The following is an 18,361-nucleotide window of genomic DNA, read 5'->3' on the forward strand; positions in this document are numbered from 1 at the left end:
ATATGGAATTGAAAGATAAACTTAAGAATTATTATGATATTTTTGAGTTAGATGTGAAAAGAGTAGATACTGTTACAGAGTCAAATAGTTCCAATGTTTATATCTTAACATTGGAAGGGGGTAAAAAGGTTGTATTAAAAATACCTTTTAATTCTGAAAAATTTGAGCGTGAGAAAAAAGCTTTAGAATTATTGAGTGGAAAAGTTTCTGTTCCAAAAGTAATTAAATATTATAATGGTGATAGTCTGATACCTGGAGCATTATTAATATCATATATTAATGGAACGCCTCTTGCTGGAAATGTTACAGAAGAATTAGCATATCAAATGGGCATAATGTTGGCTAGAATCCATAATATACACTTAAAGAAGTATGGAAAAATAGAAACTGAAGGAGAGAAAGACAAGCAGTCGGTTTATCTTGATAATCTTAAAATAATGTACACTAAGAATAAAGTGTTCTGCGAGAAGGTTATGGATCCTAAGAAACTAAGTATATGCGATGAAATATTTAATTATTATCATGAGAAATTACCGATTCTAGGAGAACCGTGTTTACTTCATTCGGACTATCGAATGGGAAATATATTGGTGAATGGTTCTGAAGTAGTTGGAATTATAGATTTTGAAGTTGCAAATGGTGGAGTTGCAGACGAAGACTTTTCAATATTAGAAAATGAAGTATTCAATGTTTATGCTGGGACTAGAGAAAGTTTCTTAGAGGGTTATAAATCTATAAAACAACTGCCTGATTTGGATAATACTCTTCCTTTCTATAAGTTTTTGACTGCCTTTACTAGAATCGGGTGGTGCATAAAAAGATCTAAAACTAATGAAAGTTTCTATTTTGAATTTAATAATCAAATAGATAGGATAATTGATAAATTTAAAGTTTAATATAATAATTTATACATAACAGGAGGGTAATATGAGCAAAGCATATTTAACAATAGATGATGGACCAACTAAGGATACAAAAGCATATATTGATTTTCTTAATAGTAAGGATATAACTCCAATTATGTTCTTTTGTGGTGAAAAGATCAGGGAATCAAGAGAAGACGGCATATATGCAATTCAAAATGGAGCTATAATAGGAAATCACACGTACACACATCCACATTTTTCGAAACTTGATTTGGAAGAATGCATTTCTGAAATTGAACGTCAAGAGGAACAAATCGATTTGTTGTACAAAGATGCAGGTGTGCCAAGAAAATATAAGCTATTTCGCTTCCCTTATGCTGATAAGGGTGGGAAAAACAAAAAGGCTTTACAAGAATATTTAATAAATAATGGATTTAGTAGAATTGATGATAGTCAAATTACAAGTGAGTGGTATAATCATCATGAATTCTACAAAGATTATGATGTTTTTTTCACATTTGATTGTCAAGAATATAGATTACAACAAAATGATGGATTCACTCGTGAAGATATTTTTAAAGGAATTCGTAATGAAAACCCTAAAACAGGTGGAGTTTTGCTTGCGTCAAATGCACAAAATATTTTTGTGATTCATGATCACCCACAAACAGATGATATTTATCCAAATTATTTTTATGAAATCATAAATCATGTTTTAGATAATGGGGTTGAATTTATTAAACCAAAGTTTATAACTATTGAAAATTAGGAAAAATTAATTAATTTATACCATCTAATTTCTCCAACTTTTATTCTTATAAATTGAAAGAATGTTCCTGAAACCCATAGAAGCCTTTTATAAATTTGAGAAAGAATAGTTATAATTATTTTTTCAATTGTGTTGATTAAAATTTGCGCTTATAATTTACGTGTAAATTAGGTATCTCAAAAGATTGGAGATGGAAATATGGAATATGAAAGTCTTATAGACTCGATTTTCAAAAGACGAAGCATTAGGAAATACATTGAAAGAGAAGTTGAAAATGTGAACCTTTATGTAAAGCTTTAAATATTCCAGACCACGTTATTCCAATGAGCGTGGTGTATTTTGGTTATCCTGCTGAATTTAAAGAGGCAAGAACACAATATAATGAAAAAAGGATTTATTGGCAAAAATATGATGCTGAAAGAAAGCATAGAGCAAGTCCAAAGAATATGAAGAGATTATAGATAACATTTTATTTACAAATATATGTAAATATTATTTCTAGTATAAATTATGTGTGGCTAAAATATCATTATTATGGCATTAACAATATATGGAGGTAGTTATGGAAATTAAGAAACTTATTCCTGCTCCAGAGATTAGAAATTGGACAGGGCCTTTTGATGATGAGGAATATTATTTTAATTTAGGAAAAGAGCAATCAGAAAAAATTATTCAGTGGTTATCTATAAAACCAGACCAAAAAATATTAGATATTGGTTGTGGTTGCGGGAGAATAGCCATTCATTTTTTGAATTATTTAAATGAACAAGGTCAATATATTGGAATAGATAGTAACAAGAATTTGCTTTCTTATTGTATAGATAATATACCTGTAACAAACAACAATTTTAAATTTAAATTTATAGATGCATACAATGGAGCATATTCAAAAGAAGGGAAAATAAAATGTCAAGATATTGTTTTTCCTATAGAAGATGAATCAGTAGATATTGTAATAATGTGGTCTGTATTTACCCATATGTATCTAGAGGATATAGATTCATATTTAAAAGAAATTCATAGAGTATTAAAAAAAGGTGGACTATTTATATCTTCTTTTAATTTATATAACAAATATATAAGCAACCAAATTAAAATGGGAAAAGCATATCTAGATATAAAATATAAAATTAATGAAAATTCCTATTGTCTAGTTCAAGAAACCCCTGAATATGGATTTGCACATAATGAAGAAATGGTCAAAGAACTTTATTGGAAGAATGAATTATTAATTAGTGAAATAAAATATGGTATTTGGTCATCAAAAGAATTGACAGGAGAATTCCATGATTGTGTAATTGCCCAAAAATAAAAAAAGATATATATAATAAGATGAAAATAATAATAAAGTAAGATTAATTTTTTTGGAAGTAAAATTAATGAATAATATAGAAAGTGAGGATAGTAATAGTGGAATTTGAAATTATACATTTACCAATAGATAAATGGAAGGGAACTATAATTCCAATAGGGTACAAAACTAATAAGTATTATGATGTTTCAATTAATAAAACAGATAAAGGCTATGCTATTGAAATAGAAAAGAAAGATTTTATGGAGCCAGTAGCTCATACTCCAGAAGAATATGATTTCCCAGATAAGTTATATGCAGATCACTGGGAGAATGCTTATGCTTGGGGCGTGTTAGTTGATGATGAATTAATTGCTGCTATTGAAACTGATCAGGAATTATGGTCTAATCGTCTAAGAATTACTGAACTTTGGGTAGCGGAAAAATATCAAAAACAAGGCATAGGCCATAGTCTAATTGAAATGGCAAAGGAACAAGCAAGGAGAGAACGTCGTCGTGCAATTATACTTGAAACACAATCTTGTAATGTTAATGCAGTAGATTTTTATCAGCATGAAGGTTTTACTTTGATTGGTATGGATACTTGCTGCTACAAGAATAATGATTTGCAAAGAAAAGAAGTAAGGTTAGAATTTGGATGGTTTCCAGAAGAAAAGAAAAAATTATCTCCTGAAGAAATAGAAATTAGAATGGAAACAGAAGATGACTTTTACAATGTAGAGTTAATGACACAACATGCATTTTGGAATAAACATCATCTTGGTTGCGATGAACATTACCTTGTGCATAAATTACGTCAGGATAAAGACTATCTTCCAGAGCTAAGCAGAATAGCAGTAAAAGATGGACAGGTAATAGGATTCATAATGTATTCAAAGGCACGAGTTGTTGATGATGCAGTTACACATGACATTATAACTTTTGGTCCTCTTTGTGTAGAGCCTAAATGGCAGGGAACTGGAGTTGGTGAGCTGTTACTACGAGAAACTATGAAATTAGCTGCCAATAAAGGATATAAAGGCATTGTAATTTTTGGAGAACCAGAATATTATCCGCTAAGAGGATTTAAAACCTGTGATAATTTTAATATTACAACTGCTGAAGGTAAAAATTTCGATGCATTTATGGGAATAGAATTAGCTGAAGCTAGTATGAAAGGTATAAAAGGAAAATTCTATGAATCAGAAACCTTTGAAAATCTTCCTAAAGAAGAAGTAGAAGAATATAATAAAGAATTCCCAAAACTAAAAAAACTTAGATTCCCAGGACAATGGGACTAGTTAAATAGGAGGAAACCTATGTACAATCATGAGCCAAAGGATTATACTTGCCCTTTTTGTCTAATAGTTAGAGGGATTGAAAATGAACATTTATATACTAAACAAAATGATATAGTGTATAGAGATGATTATATTACTGTGTTTATTGCATCTGATTGGTGGGAGAATAATAAAGGGCATGTTATAATAATTCCTAATGAGCATATAGAAAATATTTATGATTTACCTTCTGAGTTATCATATAGAATTCATGATATGGAGAAGGAAATTGCATTTGTATTAAAAGAAACGTATAAATGTGATGGTGTATCTTCAAGACAGCACAATGAACCTTGTGGAGGTCAAGATGTATGGCATTATCATCTTCATGTATTTCCTAGATATAGAGATGATAATTTATATAAAGCAGATAGAGTTAATTCTAAGCCTGAAGAACGATTAGAATATGCAAAGAGAATAAAGGAATATTTTCGTGAGAAAGAAATAAAGGAAATTTAATTTAATTTGCAATTGTAAATTATATTCATTAAAGTAAATAAATAGGGAGGTTTAACGATGTCAAACAATAGAAAATTAGTTTTATTTATTGCAACAAGTTTAGATGGTTACATAGCCACAGAAGATGATTCTTTAGAATGGTTGTTTAAAATAGAAGGTGAAGGAGATAATGGATATTCTAAATTCTATAACACAGTTGACACTATTCTAATTGGAAGAAGAACATATGATTGGGTTATGGAAAAGGAAGAAGGTAAATTTCCTTATAAAAATAAAAACTGCTATGTATTTTCTAGGTCAGAAAAAGGTAAGAATGAAAATGTAGAATTTATCAATGAAGATGTAGTTGAATTTACAAATAAAATCAAAAGATTAGAGGGAGGAAACATATGGCTTGTTGGTGGTGGTAATCTTCTAAATTCTTTTATTAAAGAAAGATTAGTTGACGAATTTATTATTACTATATCACCTATAATAATAGGCAGTGGAATACCTTTATTTAATAATAATGATTTTGAGTTAGAATTAAGGTTAAAGGGGACAAGGAGGTTTAATCAATTTGTTGAACTTCATTATGAGGTTAAATAAGATTAGATTAAAATATGAGTTCAGGGGAAGTTGGAAAGAAAATAGATAAAATCATTAGACTAAATATAGTGTAGTGAAAAGAATAGGAAGTAAATTATATGGAATACAAATATGCAGAAAATAATAATTATGAAGATTTTGCAAGTGGAAGGGTTTTATATCATGTTAATGGGGTTCCCAATTTCCCTGTTAGGCTTATAAATGAGATATATGGTAGATGCTTAGAATATTCCAGCAAGAAGAAAGATATATGTTTATATGACTGTTGTTGTGGCGGGGGATATTCCACAACAGTGTTGGGGCTACTTAATCAACAATCAATATCAAAAATAATTGCTAGTGATATTGATTATAAAATGCTTGAAATTGCTAAACTTAATCTGTCATTATTATCAGAAAAGGGTATTAACCGAAGAATAGATGAAATTCATTCACTTTATGAACAGTTTAAAAAAATATCTCATAGAGATGCAAAAGAAAGTGCAATAAAATTATTAACTCTTATAGAAAAAGAAATTAATATTCAGTTATTTCAAGCAAATGCTTTAAAAAATATTCAAATTGACATTACACCAGATATTATTATTACTGATGTACCTTATGGTAACTTAGTAGATTGGCAAGAGGGAACAGATGAGATAAATAGCTTAATGGAATCTTTAGCAAAAATCTGTAGTAGTGAAACAATGATTGCTATTTGTATGAATAAAAATCAGAAAATAGGTAATAACCGTTTTAAGAGATTAGAGAAACAAACGATTGGTAAGAGAAAGTTCGAAATTTATAAACTTGTAGAGTCTCTAGGTAGATAAAAATTAATTAAATTATTGTATATGAATGTGAAGTAGAAAATTTATGTAATTGGTGGTGATTGTAATGTATTTATATCATTATTTTGATAAAACAATCGGTCCATTTGTCAACTTATCAGACTTGCCAATTGATGAAGCAAAATCTATTCTTGATAATATAAAAGTAACAAAACCAAATTCTCAAGGTGCACAAAGGCATAATAAATATATTGAATACAGACATAACTGCGAGAATATAATTAGATCAGAGTTTGCTAAGAAAGGTGGAGTTATAAATAGGACAGCACCTCATTATATGGTAGTTGGACATAGCCCTTGGCTAAGCACTTGGTTTGAAAACAGCGCCTTTATAAAAATTCCTATTGAGGAATTTGAAATAAAAACTATTTCATTTACATATGGTGATTCAATGCCAACATTTAGTCCGAAAATTAATGATGGGAAAGAGTATCGAAAAAAGCTCTATACATATGATGAAATACTAAAAATTATTGAAAAATATGGTTTGCCACAAGATTGGAATGATGATGGGAAATTTGGTCCGGAACGATATATTGAAGCTCATGTATGGAGTGACGAAACAATTAATAAGTATCGCTAATAAGCATATCTACAACTTAATAAATATATATCTTAAATAGTGAAACAACTAAAAAGGTCTGGTCATGTTCATCTATGGTTATTACCAAGATATGAATGGAAGAAAAATTTACAAATTCTTTATGGACAGTTCGTGAAATAAGTTTTTATGCTAAAGACAAGTATAAGGCTGAAGAAAATAAAGCTGATATATTGGTAAGTGTAGGAATAATAAGAGATTATATGAAACGTCATATAGATTAATTACGTATGACGTAGGAGAAACAAAATGAATGATTTTTACTCGGATAAATTTATAAGTTCTTTAGAATCAAAAGACCTTAATGGAATAAAAACAATTCCCAAAGCAGACTTACATAATCATTTTTCTTTGGGCGGAAATCGAGAATATATAAAAATGGTTACAGGAATAGATATTCCTTATTTTGATGGTGTATTATGTTCAATGAATGATATGGATTCTTGGAATAACAAATACATGGGGAAAAAGTTTCATAACAGTGAAATGAGAAAATTATTGATAGAAGCTACCTTTTATCAAGCAAAAATAGATGGTGTAACCATATTAGAAATTGGAGAAGATGTTTGGGGCTTAGGTGAATATTTTAATAATGATATTGATTCATTAATTGATGCATTTTATAAAGCACATGAAAAAATAGCACCTGAGATCGAATTGCGTTTACAAATTGGATTATCAAGACATTGTCAAATTTCTTACTTAGAGGAATGTTTAGAACATTTTTGGGGGCGCAGAGAATTTTATTCTATAGATTTATATTGTGACGAATTTGCACAACCTATTGAAAACTTCCAGTCAATTTATAAGAAGGCTAAGGAACAAGGATTAAGATTAAAAGCTCATATTGGAGAATGGGGAACAGCAGAAGATGTTCTAAAAGGTGTGCAAATTTTAGGCTTGGATGAAGTGCAGCATGGAATTGCAGCAGCTCAATCTCCACAAGTAATTAAATATTTAGTAGATAATAATATACGTTTAAATATTGTTCCAACTAGCAATATTAAATTAGGACGAGTATCAAAACTGGCTGAGCATCCAATTAAGATGCTTTATAAATCAGGCGTTAACGTTACGATTAATTCTGATGATATATTGATTTTTGATAGCCCTGTATCTAAAGAATATTTAAGGCTTTATGAAGCAGGAGCATTAACTGCTGAAGAATTAGATGATATAAGGGTTAATGGATTGCGTAAATTATGAGCATAATATTTCTGTAGTAAGAATAGAAAGAATGGAAAAGTAAGTTGCAGTAGCAATAAAAATGGATATGAAAAAGCAATGGCTGAAGCTTGGAAAATAATTTGCTATATTAATGAAAAAAGTATTGCAGATTTTGAAAAATTAGTGATATATAATCGTAATATATTTTATAAGAGACGCTTTTTGAAAAAATTAAATACAGGAGGAAATAAAGTTTATGAGAAATAAAACATTTATATAAGTGTTATTACTAATAGTCGCTATTTTTATTACTATTTTATACGTACAGCATATGCAAGAAAAGGATATTTGTTTAAAGCTAATGAATGAGTATTTTAATGATTATAAGTCTGCCGCAACTGAGGAGAATATAATATTATCAGATTATAAAGTTGTGGAAGTACGGGATGTTAAGAATACTATGACAGGCTTCACATTTAGAGTAGTATATTCTGTTAAACCTGTAAGCAGTAATTCAGATTGGGTTGCAGGAAATGGAGAAATAACAACCGATGGTTGGATTAAGGATAAATACACAGAAGTAACCGTCATTAAACAAGGTGATAAATACATAATTAAGAATATGGGAATTGCATGAGTTAATAGGATAAAGAATTTATATAAAATTGTTTTAAAGGAGTAAAACAGTGAAGAAATTATTTAAAATTATAGGTGTTTTTTTATTAGTAGTTATAATTTTAATTTCTGTATTTTTATATGTACAAATAAACAAACCATATACTGAAATTATTGATATCAATTGGTCTATTAAATTACCAGACACATATAAAGAAATTTATTCAATGGAGAGTGAAGCTAGTTTTCATGGAGATGGTGAGCGATATCATATTTTTCAATATGCAAAAGAAAGTGATATTAATGAATCTGTGAATTGGGAAAATAATAAAAATAAATCCATTGAAACACAAATTGATAAAGTTCTATCTATGTTTAATGTTCCACAAGAAAATATGCCCAATTTCCAGAACAACTATAAATACTACACTATAGGCAAAGACGATAATTCAAAAATATACTTAATATTAACTACTGATACAAAAAAACTTTATGTAATTGAAGATATATATTAATATTTTTAGTTCTCTATTTTCTCTTAATATGCACTAAAAATATTTGAATGGAAAAATTATAGGAAGGCTATAATGATTACAATTAGAAACGGTTTAAATGAAATTGACTATAGTATCATGTTCATCTATGGTTATTACCAAGATAAGATTGGAAGAAAAATTTACAAATTCTTTATGATGTTTTCTATACTCTCCCTTAATTGGGGGATTTTTTATTAAGCAAATTAACAAAACCGTCCCAATTTGTTGTTCAGTTTTCTCTAAATTAATTTATAATAATACAGTGATTACAAAATATGCTATACTTTATACATAATGGTAAGTAATTCATAGGTAGAAAATTTATAACGTAAATTTATAAACTTGGAGGGAATAAAGTGAATATAGAAAATTTTACAGGAAAGGCAGATGCATATGCAAAGGACTGCCTGGGTATCCCAAGGCTTCTATTGAAACAATCTTCGGACTTGCGCCATTATACTTAGTATTTGCCCATATCGGTGCGGGGATGGAAAGTTCACGGTGAAACTAGCGAAGGGTGGCTACTCTGTATTTGCCGTAGAATCAAATGCGGATATGCGATAACAACTTGCCATTACACTTTAGCCTTTTTCAAATTCAAAGATTATAGATGACACCGCTGAAGCCACAAAACTCCCAGATCACAGCATCGATATTCTCGCCAGTGCTCATGTGTTGCACTGGTTCAATAATGAAAAAAGTATTCCAGATTTTGAAATTTAGTGATACATAAAAGTAAATTATGATGCAATATTGATGAAATTTAGAAAGACAAGGAGAACATTTATGAAATTATTGATAATTGGAGCAAGTGGATATTTGGGAAATACAATATATAAGAAACTTAAGAAATATAGTAATAACGAAGTTTATGGAACTTGTAATACCTCAAGTAATCACGAACTTATACAAATTAACATTTTGAATAGGATAGACATAGATAAAATACTCTCATTGAAACCAGATATAATTATTTGGAGCATTATGGATGCAGAAAAAGAAATGCTATTGTCAGAAATAGGCTTAAATGCCATAGTTAATAATATATCTAAAGATGTGCGATTAATTTATGTTTCTACTACAGTTGGAAAAGGGAAAGACCAAAGTGAAGATGTAATTCCTAATAAACGTAAACCTGATGAATATTTACCTAAATATATTAATGGTAAAATTGAAGGTGAAAAAATAGTAAGAAATCATCCGAATTATGTTATTGTAAGACCTGGGAGTATATATGGGTATGATTATGATGGCAAAATGGATTGTAGGATGAAAGGGTTACTTGAAATTTCGAAAACAGGAAAAAAGTATTCAAGAACAGCAAATATGTATGCGAGTTTTGTTAATGTAGAGGATTTAGCAAATGCAATAATTGAACTTTCATATAGTGACTTTACGGGAATAGTAAATGTATCGGGAGAAAAACCAGTAAGCCATTATGATTTTTATAGATATTTAGCAAATCTAATGAATATTAATAACAGTTTTATAATACCTGATTACAAGGAAGAAGATGTATATCATAATTTAAGCAATGATAGAAGAAAACTTCTGTTAAATACTATAATACAAGATATTTGAATGCAAGTAACAATTTAAGTTAATTTAATACGTGCTTTTCTTTAAGGGTGTATAATTTGTAAATAAATATTTAGCAAGATTAATGGATGGAGTACTGAAACAATTAATAAGCCTCACATATGGCTTATTAAATACATTTCTCGAATAAAAACAGTTAAAAACTCAATATTGAAAATAAAAAAGATTTATAAAGATATTATGGACAAGTAACTTTTATTATAACAATTGTGAAAATTATAACCTAATTGAATACTGATAAATTACTCCATTGTATAAAATTAGTGAGGAGATAAAATTATGATAATAAAAGACATTTTAGGTAAGGAACTAAATTGTAAATGTATTGGATGTTCTATAGGAAATGGAGAAATTATACCTCCAGGTGAAATAATATTGAGTACGGAAAATTTTATTCTTCACCAAGATCCAGAAATTCCAATTAAGGCATTTTTGATTATTGCTTCAAAAAAACATGTTAAATCACTTTCACAACTTACCTTCGAAGAATCACAAGAACTCTTTGATTTAGTTTATAGAGCAAGGATGGCATTAAAAAGCATAAAAGATATTAAAGAAGTATCTATTATTCAAGAAGAAAGGTCTGGTCATTTTCATTTATGGCTGCTTCCTAGATATGAATGGATGGATGAAAAATTTGAAAATTCTTTATCCACAGTTCGTGAAATACTTTTTTATGCTAAAGATAATTATAAAACAGAAGAAAATATTGCTGATATATTGGCAAGTGTAGCAGTAATAAGAGATTATATGAAACGTCATATAGATTAATAGTTATTAGTAAATTTTTATCAAGCATGGAACAATAATAAGTAGCGGAAATGATATTTTATTAATATGGAGGTATTTAAATGGGTTTGTTATCGGATTTTCGATTTTCTGTAATTGAAAGGAATTTGGGTGTATATGGTATTCATCTTTATCAAAACGGAAAAACACTGGATGAATATCGATTTCGGAGTAATGATAGAGAAAATCTTTATTCCGCATCAAAAACCTTTGCATCTGTTGGAATTGGTATAGCAGAAAATGAAGGTCGTTTAAGGTTGTCAGATTATGTACTAGATTTTTTTCCAGAATACAAGGAGATGGCATATCCAGGTTCTGAAAAAATAAGTATTAGGCATCTGTTACAGATGAGCTCTGGACATATGTTTGAAGATTTTAGTCAATATAATTCTAAAGACAGAGCAGAGCTTTTCTTTATTACTGAAATGAAAAAAGAAGCTGGTTCTAATTTTTATTATGAGGATTTATGTACTTACATGCTTGGTCGGCTTGTAGAAAAAGTGAGCGGCAAAATAATGCTAGAGTATTTAAAGCCTCGGATGTTCGATATGTTGGAAATTATAAATCCTCAATGGAATACCTGCCAATATGGGCATACATCCTGTTCAGGAGGTTTGTATCTTACTACAGAAGAGTTTTCTCGAATTGGGATAACCTTACTACATAATGGTGTATATAAGGATAAACAAATTGTTCCTGTTAATTATGTAAATCTACTGCATTCTGATTTGGTAGATACTACCTCCAAAAATGACCCAGAAACAAGAGGGGGTTATGGATACCAGGTTTGGAAGTGTACGCCACCAAACACTTATAGAGCAGACGGCATGTATGGTCAAATGTGTGTGGTATTGACTGATTATAATGCTGTTATTACTGTTACAGCCCATAATGAAATCAATCATAAGGATATATTGCGTGTAATATGGAGCGATATTCTTCCAAAGTTATAGTATAAGTAAATTATGGACAAGGATATTTTGTATAAAGGAGAGAATATTTATGGTAAATATGTTATTTAGTTTATATAATTTTCACGAAAGTTGGGCAAAAGATATAGTATCGAAATACATAAATTCTAATGATAAAGTTTTAATAATTCCATTTTCATTTGGTGAAGATATATGTAGTGATAATGATTGGCAGAAGGCGTATAGCAATAATAATGGTAAATATTATGAAAGTGTTGTTATACCATTTTTGAATTGCGGAGTTAAAGAAGAAAATATAAATTGGATAAATTATTTTAAGGATACAAAGGAAAATGCAAAAGTTAAAATAAAAAATAGCAATATAATATTTTTTACTGGTGGTTTTCCAGATAAAATGATGTTGCGCTTAAAAGAGTTTAATTTAATTGATGATATTAAAAATTTTACAGGTGTTATTATTGGCAGTAGCGCAGGAGCAATGATTCAAATATCAGAATATCACATTACTCCAGATGAAGATTATAATACATTTACATATAATACAGGACTAAATTTAATTAAAGATTTTGATATTGAAGTTCACTATGAAGATACTGAAATTCAAAATAAATATATTAATAAGGTATTAGCTGAGAAAAAAGAAAATGTATATGCAATTACCAATACTGGTGGAATAATTATTGATAATAAAAAAATGACCTTATTAGGAAATGTTAAAACTTTTAGCAGACAGTAACAGATAATATGTAGATTTGACGTATTAAATTGTATAAATGTTCTTTGAAAATTAAATCATACGATTTTTACAAATTATGCTATAATTGATATGGAATAGTAAATAATCACGAAATAATTTTTAGGAGGTATACTATGAAATTTGGTGCTGAAAGATATTCCAACAAAACAGAAGATTATGACAAATACCGTCCAAGCTTTCCTGCTGAAATAATGAAATTTCTTTATTCAAATAATATTATTAATGATAATTCAGTAATTGCTGATATCGGTTCTGGTACAGGGAGATTTACTCGCCTTTTGCTTGAGAAAGGAAATACAGTTTATGGAGTTGAACAAAATAATGAAATGCGTGCAAAAGCTGAAGAACTATTATCACAGTTTAGTAACTTCATTTCTATAGCTGGTAGCGCAGAGAAGACAGGTCTTGAAGATAATTGTTTTGACTTGATAACTGTTGCCCAAGCATTTCATTGGTTTAATAAAGAAAAGTGTCTATTGGAATTTAAACGAATTATTAAAGATAATGGGAAAGTTTTTATAGTATGGGATGACTTTGTAGGTGATTACAACGATTTTTCAACTGAATACAGAAATGTTTTATCTAAGTACAGAAATGATAAACCAGAAAATAATGGTAGAAAACTTTCGAGAGATGAAATGGTATATGATTTTTTTAGAGATAATAAGTATGAAACATTATCTTTTACTCATGAGCTTTATCAGAACTTTGACGGTATCAAAGGGGGAGCACTATCTGCCTCGTTTACACCTAAACCTGATGAGGAAAACTATGACCAATTTATACTTGAACTTCAAAATGTTTTTGAAAAGTATCAAACCGCAGGTAAGGTATGTACTGCATTTCGGTCTATGTGCTACTTGGGAGAAATATAAGGGGGAGTTATAATTATGAATGGTTTAAAAAAAGCAGTATTTTTAGATATGCAGGGCACTCTAGGTGGAAATGGAGTAGATGATATCAGCAATTTTGAGTTTTACCCCTTCTCTATAGAAGCCATAAAGAAGTTAAATGATAATGGGATTCCTGCTATAATCATTACAAATCAAAGTAATATATCCAGAGGTTATCTTTCGAAAAAAGATTTTGATAACAAATTATCTATATTACAAGGAAATTTAGCTGAACAAGGAGCATATTTTGATGGGGTTTATTGTTGCCCACATACAAAAGAAGACAATTGCACATGTAAAAAGCCATTAACAGAGATGGTAGAAAAAGCTGCTAAAGAACATTACATAGATTTAAAAAGTAGTTTTGTAGTAGGTGACATGGGTAATTCAGATATTATTTTATCAAAAAGAATAGGGGCAAAGGGCATTTTGGTGTTAACTGGTGTTGGCAAAGGCAGTATGGAGGAATTCCGAGATACTTGGAGAGATTACGAAGCTGATTACATTGCAGAAAATGTGCTACAGGCAGTTAATTGGATTTTGGATTACTGTTAGATTTATATTATATAACTTGTGATATTTATTAAGAAGTTTAACTAATACGCAATTTTCTTTATATCATTAATCATAAAAATAAATAGCAAATTGTAAAATGGTATTATTCAAGAGATTAAAAGAAAAAACATCTATATTCTATGGATTAATAATACAGTGGTTGGTTCAGTTTCTTTATATGGAAATCAAATAGATGATTTAATAGTTAATAAAATTTATCAAAATAAGAACATATATAAATAAATTTCAATTTTATTTTGAGTACTATAAATAGTAATTTGGAGGGTATAGCATGAATATAAGACAAGCCACAAAGGAAGATTTAGATATAGTAAAAAATATAACACATAAAACAATACAAACTATATATTCTCATTATTATCCAGAAGGAGCAGTAGATTTTTTTGTAACACATCAATAAACAAGGTCAACAAAGAATTGGAAAGTGTCATAGTATTTCATACACTTTGGAAAGTGGTAAATTAGAATTACATGAAGAATGGCAATGGTTAAATGGTGATAAGTCTAAAGGTTCATCTATTTTAGTTGAACTATAAAATTCAATTATAGAGTAGTTTTAATTAACAGCAGTAAGTTAATGTGTAAGTAAAGATAAATCAAGGAGTGTTATAATGATTACACTTAGAGACGTTATAAATGAAATTGATTATAGTATAATGTGTTGTATTGAAAGTAATATATGTAAAGCGAATATGCTTAAATCTTGGCATCCGCATATAGGTGGCTTAAGTTTTGATAGATATATGTTTGGAAATGGAGCGACAGATCTATTCTCATATGCAAAATTACTTTACCTTGATGAAACACCAATTGGATATTTGTTAGCATACATTGATGAAAGGGAATACTCACTTAGAATTATGCCAAATTTTGAGCAATATATAGATGATATAATAAAGTTAGTTCGAAAGCTTTACGATGACTGTGAAGAATGGTTTATAATTGCGAATAGCCTCAATGAGAATTTATGTAAATCATTAATAAATAATGGATATAGAAAGGAAAATGAAATACGTTTTCAAGGAATGTTAGAGCTTAATAATTATTCAATAGAAAAAAGTGAATGGTTGGAAGAACGGATAAGCTTTTTAACAACAGAAGATATTCCAGAGCGTATTAAGCATGCTTCTATTCCAACAGGTAATATGATTACTGAAAAAATGTTTCAGGATTACCTACAATCCAATGACTACAATAATACATTAGACTATGTAATCCGTGATGTATCAACAAATAATTTTATTGGTTTTACAACATGGTGGATAGACCAAAAGAGTAGTACTGCACTACTTGAGCCAGTAGCTTGTTGTGAGCAATATAGAAGGCGTGGAATTATTAAACGTACGCTTAATTTTGGACTTTCAGAATTACAAAAGAGAGGTATACAATGTGTTTATGTAAGTACATCAATTAATAACAATGCTGCTCAATTGTTATATCAATCTGTAGGATTTAAGAAAACAGGAGAAGCAAATAAGTATGTATATACAAATAAAAAGTTCTAAGTTTTTTTTATTGCATGATATATCAGCAAAGATAAATTAAGAATTATTACTTAGGGACTTGCAATATTATTAAAAGGTGTACAAGTTATGATTATACAAGGAGGTGCATTATGCCAAAAGCTAGAGCCATTGTCTTTGATTTGTTCGAGACATTAGTCCGTGATATTAATTTTGATTTCAATTCAGGTTTACTTTATCTACATAAAAATATATTATCAAAAGAAACGGATAGAGTAGAATTTTTAGATTATGCAAATACATATTGGAAAGAACTTTATGATAAAAGAAACGAGAATAATTCAGAGGTAGCATTTGAAGATGAACTTTTAGATTTCAAAAATAAATATGGCTTTAAAGTAAATTATCCACTAGAAGAAATTTTATTTAATTGTGCACTTGAAATAAATACTACTGAATTATTTACTGATACTATTGCAACTTTAAATCAGCTCAAGTTATTAGGAATCCCTGTATATTTATTAAGTAATTCTATATTTAAAAAGAACATAATGAGAAAATTCATTAATCAATATGATTTAGAAAAGTATTTTATTAATACATATTTTAGTGCAGATTATAATATACGGAAGCCACATAAAGGTCTATTTAAAATCGTATTTGATGATATTAAAGAGTATGATAATAGCATCAAAATGGAACAAGTTTACTTTATTGGCGATAACTTTGAAGCTGATGTTCTTGGTTCTGAAAACTTTGGATTTACGCCAATTTTTATAAATCGTAAACAAGATACTAATATTAATAATAAAAATTTTATTGAGATTAAATCATTAAATGAATTATTAGAAATAGTTAGATAAAGTCCAATTTTATATTGAGTATTACAAATAGTAATTAGAAGGAGGTAAATTATGAAATATGAAGTATCATGCGGAGCGATAGTTTTTACTCGTAAAGACAATGAAATTTATTTTGCTATTGTGAAATCTTTAGAAGGATTTTATGGATTTCCCAAAGGGCATATTGAAGGAAATGAAACTGAAGAAGAAACTGCATTAAGGGAGATATATGAAGAAATTGGTATAAAACCACAAATAATTGCAGGGTTTAGGACAACTGATGAACATACAATTCCTAATAAAAATGATGTTATTAAAAGAATAGTATATTTTCTTGCAGAGTATGATAATCAACAGATACGTTATCAAGAAGAGGAATTAGAAGGTGCTTATTTAATGACATATAAGGAAGCAATGGATGCCTTTCAATTTGAAAGTTCAAAAAGAATACTAAATGAAGTAAGGGAATTCATTAGTTTTTAGATACTTTGGTTATAGAAATGTTTTCGTTTTAAATTATGTAATTTGGTTATAATAAATCATAAGTAAAACATTAACTATTAAAAGCAATCTTACATAACTTAAGGAAGGGATTTTAATGAGAAATACTCAAAGAATTCTAATAGCTATATATTTTCCAATAACAGTGTTGATTTTTATCTTAGATAATTATTATCCTAAAGAAAATATGATTTTGTATCTTAAATACACTACTATGATTACACTTTTTTTATCAGCATTAACAATAAAGAAGAAATTTATGGAGCAAAAGCTTATGGCTTTATCTTTATTTTTCCTTGTTATTGCTGATTTCTTTTTAGTTTTTTCAGGTACAATAGATAATTTAAAAATGAATTTAGATCCATTTGGAATTTTGGGATTTTTATGTGCTTATATTTGTCTGATTGTTGCATATAATAAAAATTTTAGATTAAGAGTATCAGAAATATTCGTTGCAATACCTTTTGTCATTCTATTTATTAGCTTATTTAGTTTATTGATACCATATATTTATAACTCAGTAATGAAAATAGGAACTATAATATTTGGTATTGTATTAACTTATATGGCTTGGACATCTGTATGCACTATTTTTCGGAATTACTTTACAAAAAAAGCTTCTTGGATTATAGCCGCTTCTGGCTGTTTAATGTTTATCTGCGATGTTGGAGTAGCATTTTCTAAATTTTATCCGCCTTTAGCAACAACTAATTCTACATGGCTTACTAATATTATATGGACAGCATATGTTCCTGGATGGACGCTTTTAGCTGTACTAATTTGTGAGGAAGATTTAATAAATTAACAAAACATAAGATACCTTATATTTGAATATGCAATGATATAAATATTTTTTGAAAAGTACTTGATATTATCAAGTACTTTTTTTATACGTGTGCCCAGCATGGGCACGTACTAATCGGTGAAAGTCCGTAATGGGGGCTGAT

25 protein-coding genes are annotated in these 18,361 nt (G+C 28.7%); all 25 read left to right on the forward strand.

The annotated features are described in order from the left end of the window. The first annotated feature begins 2 nt into the window (after positions 1-2). The 25 genes from GXK56_RS12160 (at position 3) to GXK56_RS12285 (ending at position 18,219) form a co-directional block, all read left to right on the forward strand. On the forward strand, positions 3-896 hold the full coding sequence (locus GXK56_RS12160) for an aminoglycoside phosphotransferase family protein (RefSeq protein WP_160687724.1): 894 nt from the start codon (positions 3-5) through the stop codon (positions 894-896). A 31-nt stretch (positions 897-927) separates the two neighbouring features. Continuing rightward, positions 928-1,635, forward strand: coding sequence for a polysaccharide deacetylase family protein (locus GXK56_RS12165; protein WP_160687725.1), 708 nt, complete (start codon positions 928-930; stop codon positions 1,633-1,635). A 323-nt stretch (positions 1,636-1,958) separates the two neighbouring features. Beyond that, positions 1,959-2,096: a hypothetical protein gene (locus GXK56_RS12170; protein WP_160687726.1), complete on the forward strand. Its 138-nt coding sequence runs from the start codon at positions 1,959-1,961 to the stop codon at positions 2,094-2,096. A gap of 101 nt (positions 2,097-2,197) precedes the next feature. Continuing rightward, the gene (locus tag GXK56_RS12175) at positions 2,198-2,947 is read left to right on the forward strand and encodes a class I SAM-dependent methyltransferase (protein ID WP_160687727.1); all 750 of its coding nucleotides are present in this window, start codon (positions 2,198-2,200) and stop codon (positions 2,945-2,947) included. 98 nt (positions 2,948-3,045) lie between these two features. Further along, on the forward strand, positions 3,046-4,227 hold the full coding sequence (locus tag GXK56_RS28170; protein ID WP_243156104.1) for a GNAT family N-acetyltransferase: 1,182 nt from the start codon (positions 3,046-3,048) through the stop codon (positions 4,225-4,227). Positions 4,228-4,245: 18 nt separating this feature from the next. After that, a complete protein-coding gene (locus tag GXK56_RS12190) occupies positions 4,246-4,725 on the forward strand; it encodes an HIT family protein (RefSeq protein ID WP_160687728.1) in 480 nt (159 codons plus the stop codon). Positions 4,726-4,782: 57 nt separating this feature from the next. Continuing rightward, positions 4,783-5,313, forward strand: coding sequence for a dihydrofolate reductase family protein (locus GXK56_RS12195; RefSeq protein ID WP_160687729.1), 531 nt, complete (start codon positions 4,783-4,785; stop codon positions 5,311-5,313). 98 nt (positions 5,314-5,411) lie between these two features. Further along, positions 5,412-6,125, forward strand: coding sequence for a hypothetical protein (locus GXK56_RS12200; protein ID WP_160687730.1), 714 nt, complete (start codon positions 5,412-5,414; stop codon positions 6,123-6,125). A 64-nt stretch (positions 6,126-6,189) separates the two neighbouring features. Continuing rightward, a complete protein-coding gene (locus tag GXK56_RS12205) occupies positions 6,190-6,726 on the forward strand; it encodes a hypothetical protein (protein WP_160687731.1) in 537 nt (178 codons plus the stop codon). A 95-nt stretch (positions 6,727-6,821) separates the two neighbouring features. After that, positions 6,822-6,968 (forward strand): hypothetical protein, encoded by a 147-nt coding sequence (locus GXK56_RS12210; protein ID WP_160687732.1) that lies wholly within the window; start codon positions 6,822-6,824, stop codon positions 6,966-6,968. Positions 6,969-6,993: 25 nt separating this feature from the next. Next, positions 6,994-7,950 (forward strand): adenosine deaminase, encoded by a 957-nt coding sequence (locus GXK56_RS12215; protein WP_160687733.1) that lies wholly within the window; start codon positions 6,994-6,996, stop codon positions 7,948-7,950. 78 nt (positions 7,951-8,028) lie between these two features. Beyond that, positions 8,029-8,178, forward strand: coding sequence for a hypothetical protein (locus GXK56_RS12220; RefSeq protein WP_160687734.1), 150 nt, complete (start codon positions 8,029-8,031; stop codon positions 8,176-8,178). Positions 8,179-8,191: 13 nt separating this feature from the next. Then, positions 8,192-8,548: a hypothetical protein gene (locus GXK56_RS12225; protein ID WP_207710266.1), complete on the forward strand. Its 357-nt coding sequence runs from the start codon at positions 8,192-8,194 to the stop codon at positions 8,546-8,548. Between the two features lie 49 nt (positions 8,549-8,597). Further along, complete coding sequence (locus GXK56_RS12230; protein WP_160687736.1) at positions 8,598-9,041, forward strand: hypothetical protein; 444 nt, start codon at positions 8,598-8,600, stop codon at positions 9,039-9,041. A gap of 807 nt (positions 9,042-9,848) precedes the next feature. Then, positions 9,849-10,643, forward strand: coding sequence for an NAD-dependent epimerase/dehydratase family protein (locus GXK56_RS12235; RefSeq protein ID WP_160687737.1), 795 nt, complete (start codon positions 9,849-9,851; stop codon positions 10,641-10,643). A 297-nt stretch (positions 10,644-10,940) separates the two neighbouring features. Next, a complete protein-coding gene (locus GXK56_RS12240) occupies positions 10,941-11,432 on the forward strand; it encodes an HIT family hydrolase (RefSeq protein WP_160687738.1) in 492 nt (163 codons plus the stop codon). A gap of 80 nt (positions 11,433-11,512) precedes the next feature. Then, positions 11,513-12,403 (forward strand): serine hydrolase domain-containing protein, encoded by an 891-nt coding sequence (locus tag GXK56_RS12245; RefSeq protein WP_160687739.1) that lies wholly within the window; start codon positions 11,513-11,515, stop codon positions 12,401-12,403. Between the two features lie 49 nt (positions 12,404-12,452). Then, positions 12,453-13,118, forward strand: a complete 666-nt coding sequence (locus GXK56_RS12250) for a Type 1 glutamine amidotransferase-like domain-containing protein (protein WP_160687740.1) — start codon at positions 12,453-12,455, stop codon at positions 13,116-13,118. A gap of 134 nt (positions 13,119-13,252) precedes the next feature. Further along, positions 13,253-14,014 carry a class I SAM-dependent methyltransferase gene (locus GXK56_RS12255; protein WP_160687741.1) on the forward strand — a complete coding sequence of 254 codons (762 nt, stop codon included), beginning with the start codon at positions 13,253-13,255 and terminating at the stop codon, positions 14,012-14,014. Between the two features lie 15 nt (positions 14,015-14,029). Next, positions 14,030-14,587, forward strand: a complete 558-nt coding sequence (locus GXK56_RS12260) for an HAD-IIIA family hydrolase (RefSeq protein WP_160687742.1) — start codon at positions 14,030-14,032, stop codon at positions 14,585-14,587. A gap of 292 nt (positions 14,588-14,879) precedes the next feature. Next, positions 14,880-15,008: a hypothetical protein gene (locus GXK56_RS28540; protein ID WP_279283102.1), complete on the forward strand. Its 129-nt coding sequence runs from the start codon at positions 14,880-14,882 to the stop codon at positions 15,006-15,008. Between the two features lie 211 nt (positions 15,009-15,219). After that, complete coding sequence (locus tag GXK56_RS12270; protein ID WP_160687743.1) at positions 15,220-16,113, forward strand: GNAT family N-acetyltransferase; 894 nt, start codon at positions 15,220-15,222, stop codon at positions 16,111-16,113. A 110-nt stretch (positions 16,114-16,223) separates the two neighbouring features. Beyond that, positions 16,224-16,934, forward strand: coding sequence for an HAD family hydrolase (locus tag GXK56_RS12275; protein ID WP_160687744.1), 711 nt, complete (start codon positions 16,224-16,226; stop codon positions 16,932-16,934). A 51-nt stretch (positions 16,935-16,985) separates the two neighbouring features. Further along, a complete protein-coding gene (locus GXK56_RS12280; protein ID WP_160687745.1) occupies positions 16,986-17,396 on the forward strand; it encodes an NUDIX domain-containing protein in 411 nt (136 codons plus the stop codon). 115 nt (positions 17,397-17,511) lie between these two features. Then, positions 17,512-18,219, forward strand: a complete 708-nt coding sequence (locus tag GXK56_RS12285) for a lysoplasmalogenase family protein (RefSeq protein WP_160687746.1) — start codon at positions 17,512-17,514, stop codon at positions 18,217-18,219. Positions 18,220-18,361: the final 142 nt, after the last annotated feature.

Source organism: Clostridium sp. C2-6-12 (assembly GCF_009928485.1).
Classification (GTDB): domain Bacteria; phylum Bacillota; class Clostridia; order Clostridiales; family Clostridiaceae; genus Clostridium.

Coding starts and splice junctions, on each gene's coding strand:
- GXK56_RS12170 (WP_160687726.1), top strand. CDS start 1,959: ATGAGCGTGGTGTATTTTGGTTATCCTGCTGAATTTAAAGAGGCAAGA.
- GXK56_RS12195 (WP_160687729.1), top strand. CDS start 4,783: ATGTCAAACAATAGAAAATTAGTTTTATTTATTGCAACAAGTTTAGAT.
- GXK56_RS12285 (WP_160687746.1), top strand. CDS start 17,512: ATGAGAAATACTCAAAGAATTCTAATAGCTATATATTTTCCAATAACA.
- GXK56_RS12200 (WP_160687730.1), top strand. CDS start 5,412: ATGGAATACAAATATGCAGAAAATAATAATTATGAAGATTTTGCAAGT.
- GXK56_RS12255 (WP_160687741.1), top strand. CDS start 13,253: ATGAAATTTGGTGCTGAAAGATATTCCAACAAAACAGAAGATTATGAC.
- GXK56_RS12175 (WP_160687727.1), top strand. CDS start 2,198: ATGGAAATTAAGAAACTTATTCCTGCTCCAGAGATTAGAAATTGGACA.
- GXK56_RS12235 (WP_160687737.1), top strand. CDS start 9,849: ATGAAATTATTGATAATTGGAGCAAGTGGATATTTGGGAAATACAATA.
- GXK56_RS12190 (WP_160687728.1), top strand. CDS start 4,246: ATGTACAATCATGAGCCAAAGGATTATACTTGCCCTTTTTGTCTAATA.
- GXK56_RS28540 (WP_279283102.1), top strand. CDS start 14,880: ATGAATATAAGACAAGCCACAAAGGAAGATTTAGATATAGTAAAAAAT.
- GXK56_RS12160 (WP_160687724.1), top strand. CDS start 3: ATGGAATTGAAAGATAAACTTAAGAATTATTATGATATTTTTGAGTTA.
- GXK56_RS12245 (WP_160687739.1), top strand. CDS start 11,513: ATGGGTTTGTTATCGGATTTTCGATTTTCTGTAATTGAAAGGAATTTG.
- GXK56_RS12250 (WP_160687740.1), top strand. CDS start 12,453: ATGGTAAATATGTTATTTAGTTTATATAATTTTCACGAAAGTTGGGCA.
- GXK56_RS12275 (WP_160687744.1), top strand. CDS start 16,224: ATGCCAAAAGCTAGAGCCATTGTCTTTGATTTGTTCGAGACATTAGTC.
- GXK56_RS12210 (WP_160687732.1), top strand. CDS start 6,822: ATGGAAGAAAAATTTACAAATTCTTTATGGACAGTTCGTGAAATAAGT.
- GXK56_RS12270 (WP_160687743.1), top strand. CDS start 15,220: ATGATTACACTTAGAGACGTTATAAATGAAATTGATTATAGTATAATG.
- GXK56_RS12165 (WP_160687725.1), top strand. CDS start 928: ATGAGCAAAGCATATTTAACAATAGATGATGGACCAACTAAGGATACA.
- GXK56_RS12215 (WP_160687733.1), top strand. CDS start 6,994: ATGAATGATTTTTACTCGGATAAATTTATAAGTTCTTTAGAATCAAAA.
- GXK56_RS12280 (WP_160687745.1), top strand. CDS start 16,986: ATGAAATATGAAGTATCATGCGGAGCGATAGTTTTTACTCGTAAAGAC.
- GXK56_RS12205 (WP_160687731.1), top strand. CDS start 6,190: ATGTATTTATATCATTATTTTGATAAAACAATCGGTCCATTTGTCAAC.
- GXK56_RS12240 (WP_160687738.1), top strand. CDS start 10,941: ATGATAATAAAAGACATTTTAGGTAAGGAACTAAATTGTAAATGTATT.
- GXK56_RS12260 (WP_160687742.1), top strand. CDS start 14,030: ATGAATGGTTTAAAAAAAGCAGTATTTTTAGATATGCAGGGCACTCTA.
- GXK56_RS12220 (WP_160687734.1), top strand. CDS start 8,029: ATGGCTGAAGCTTGGAAAATAATTTGCTATATTAATGAAAAAAGTATT.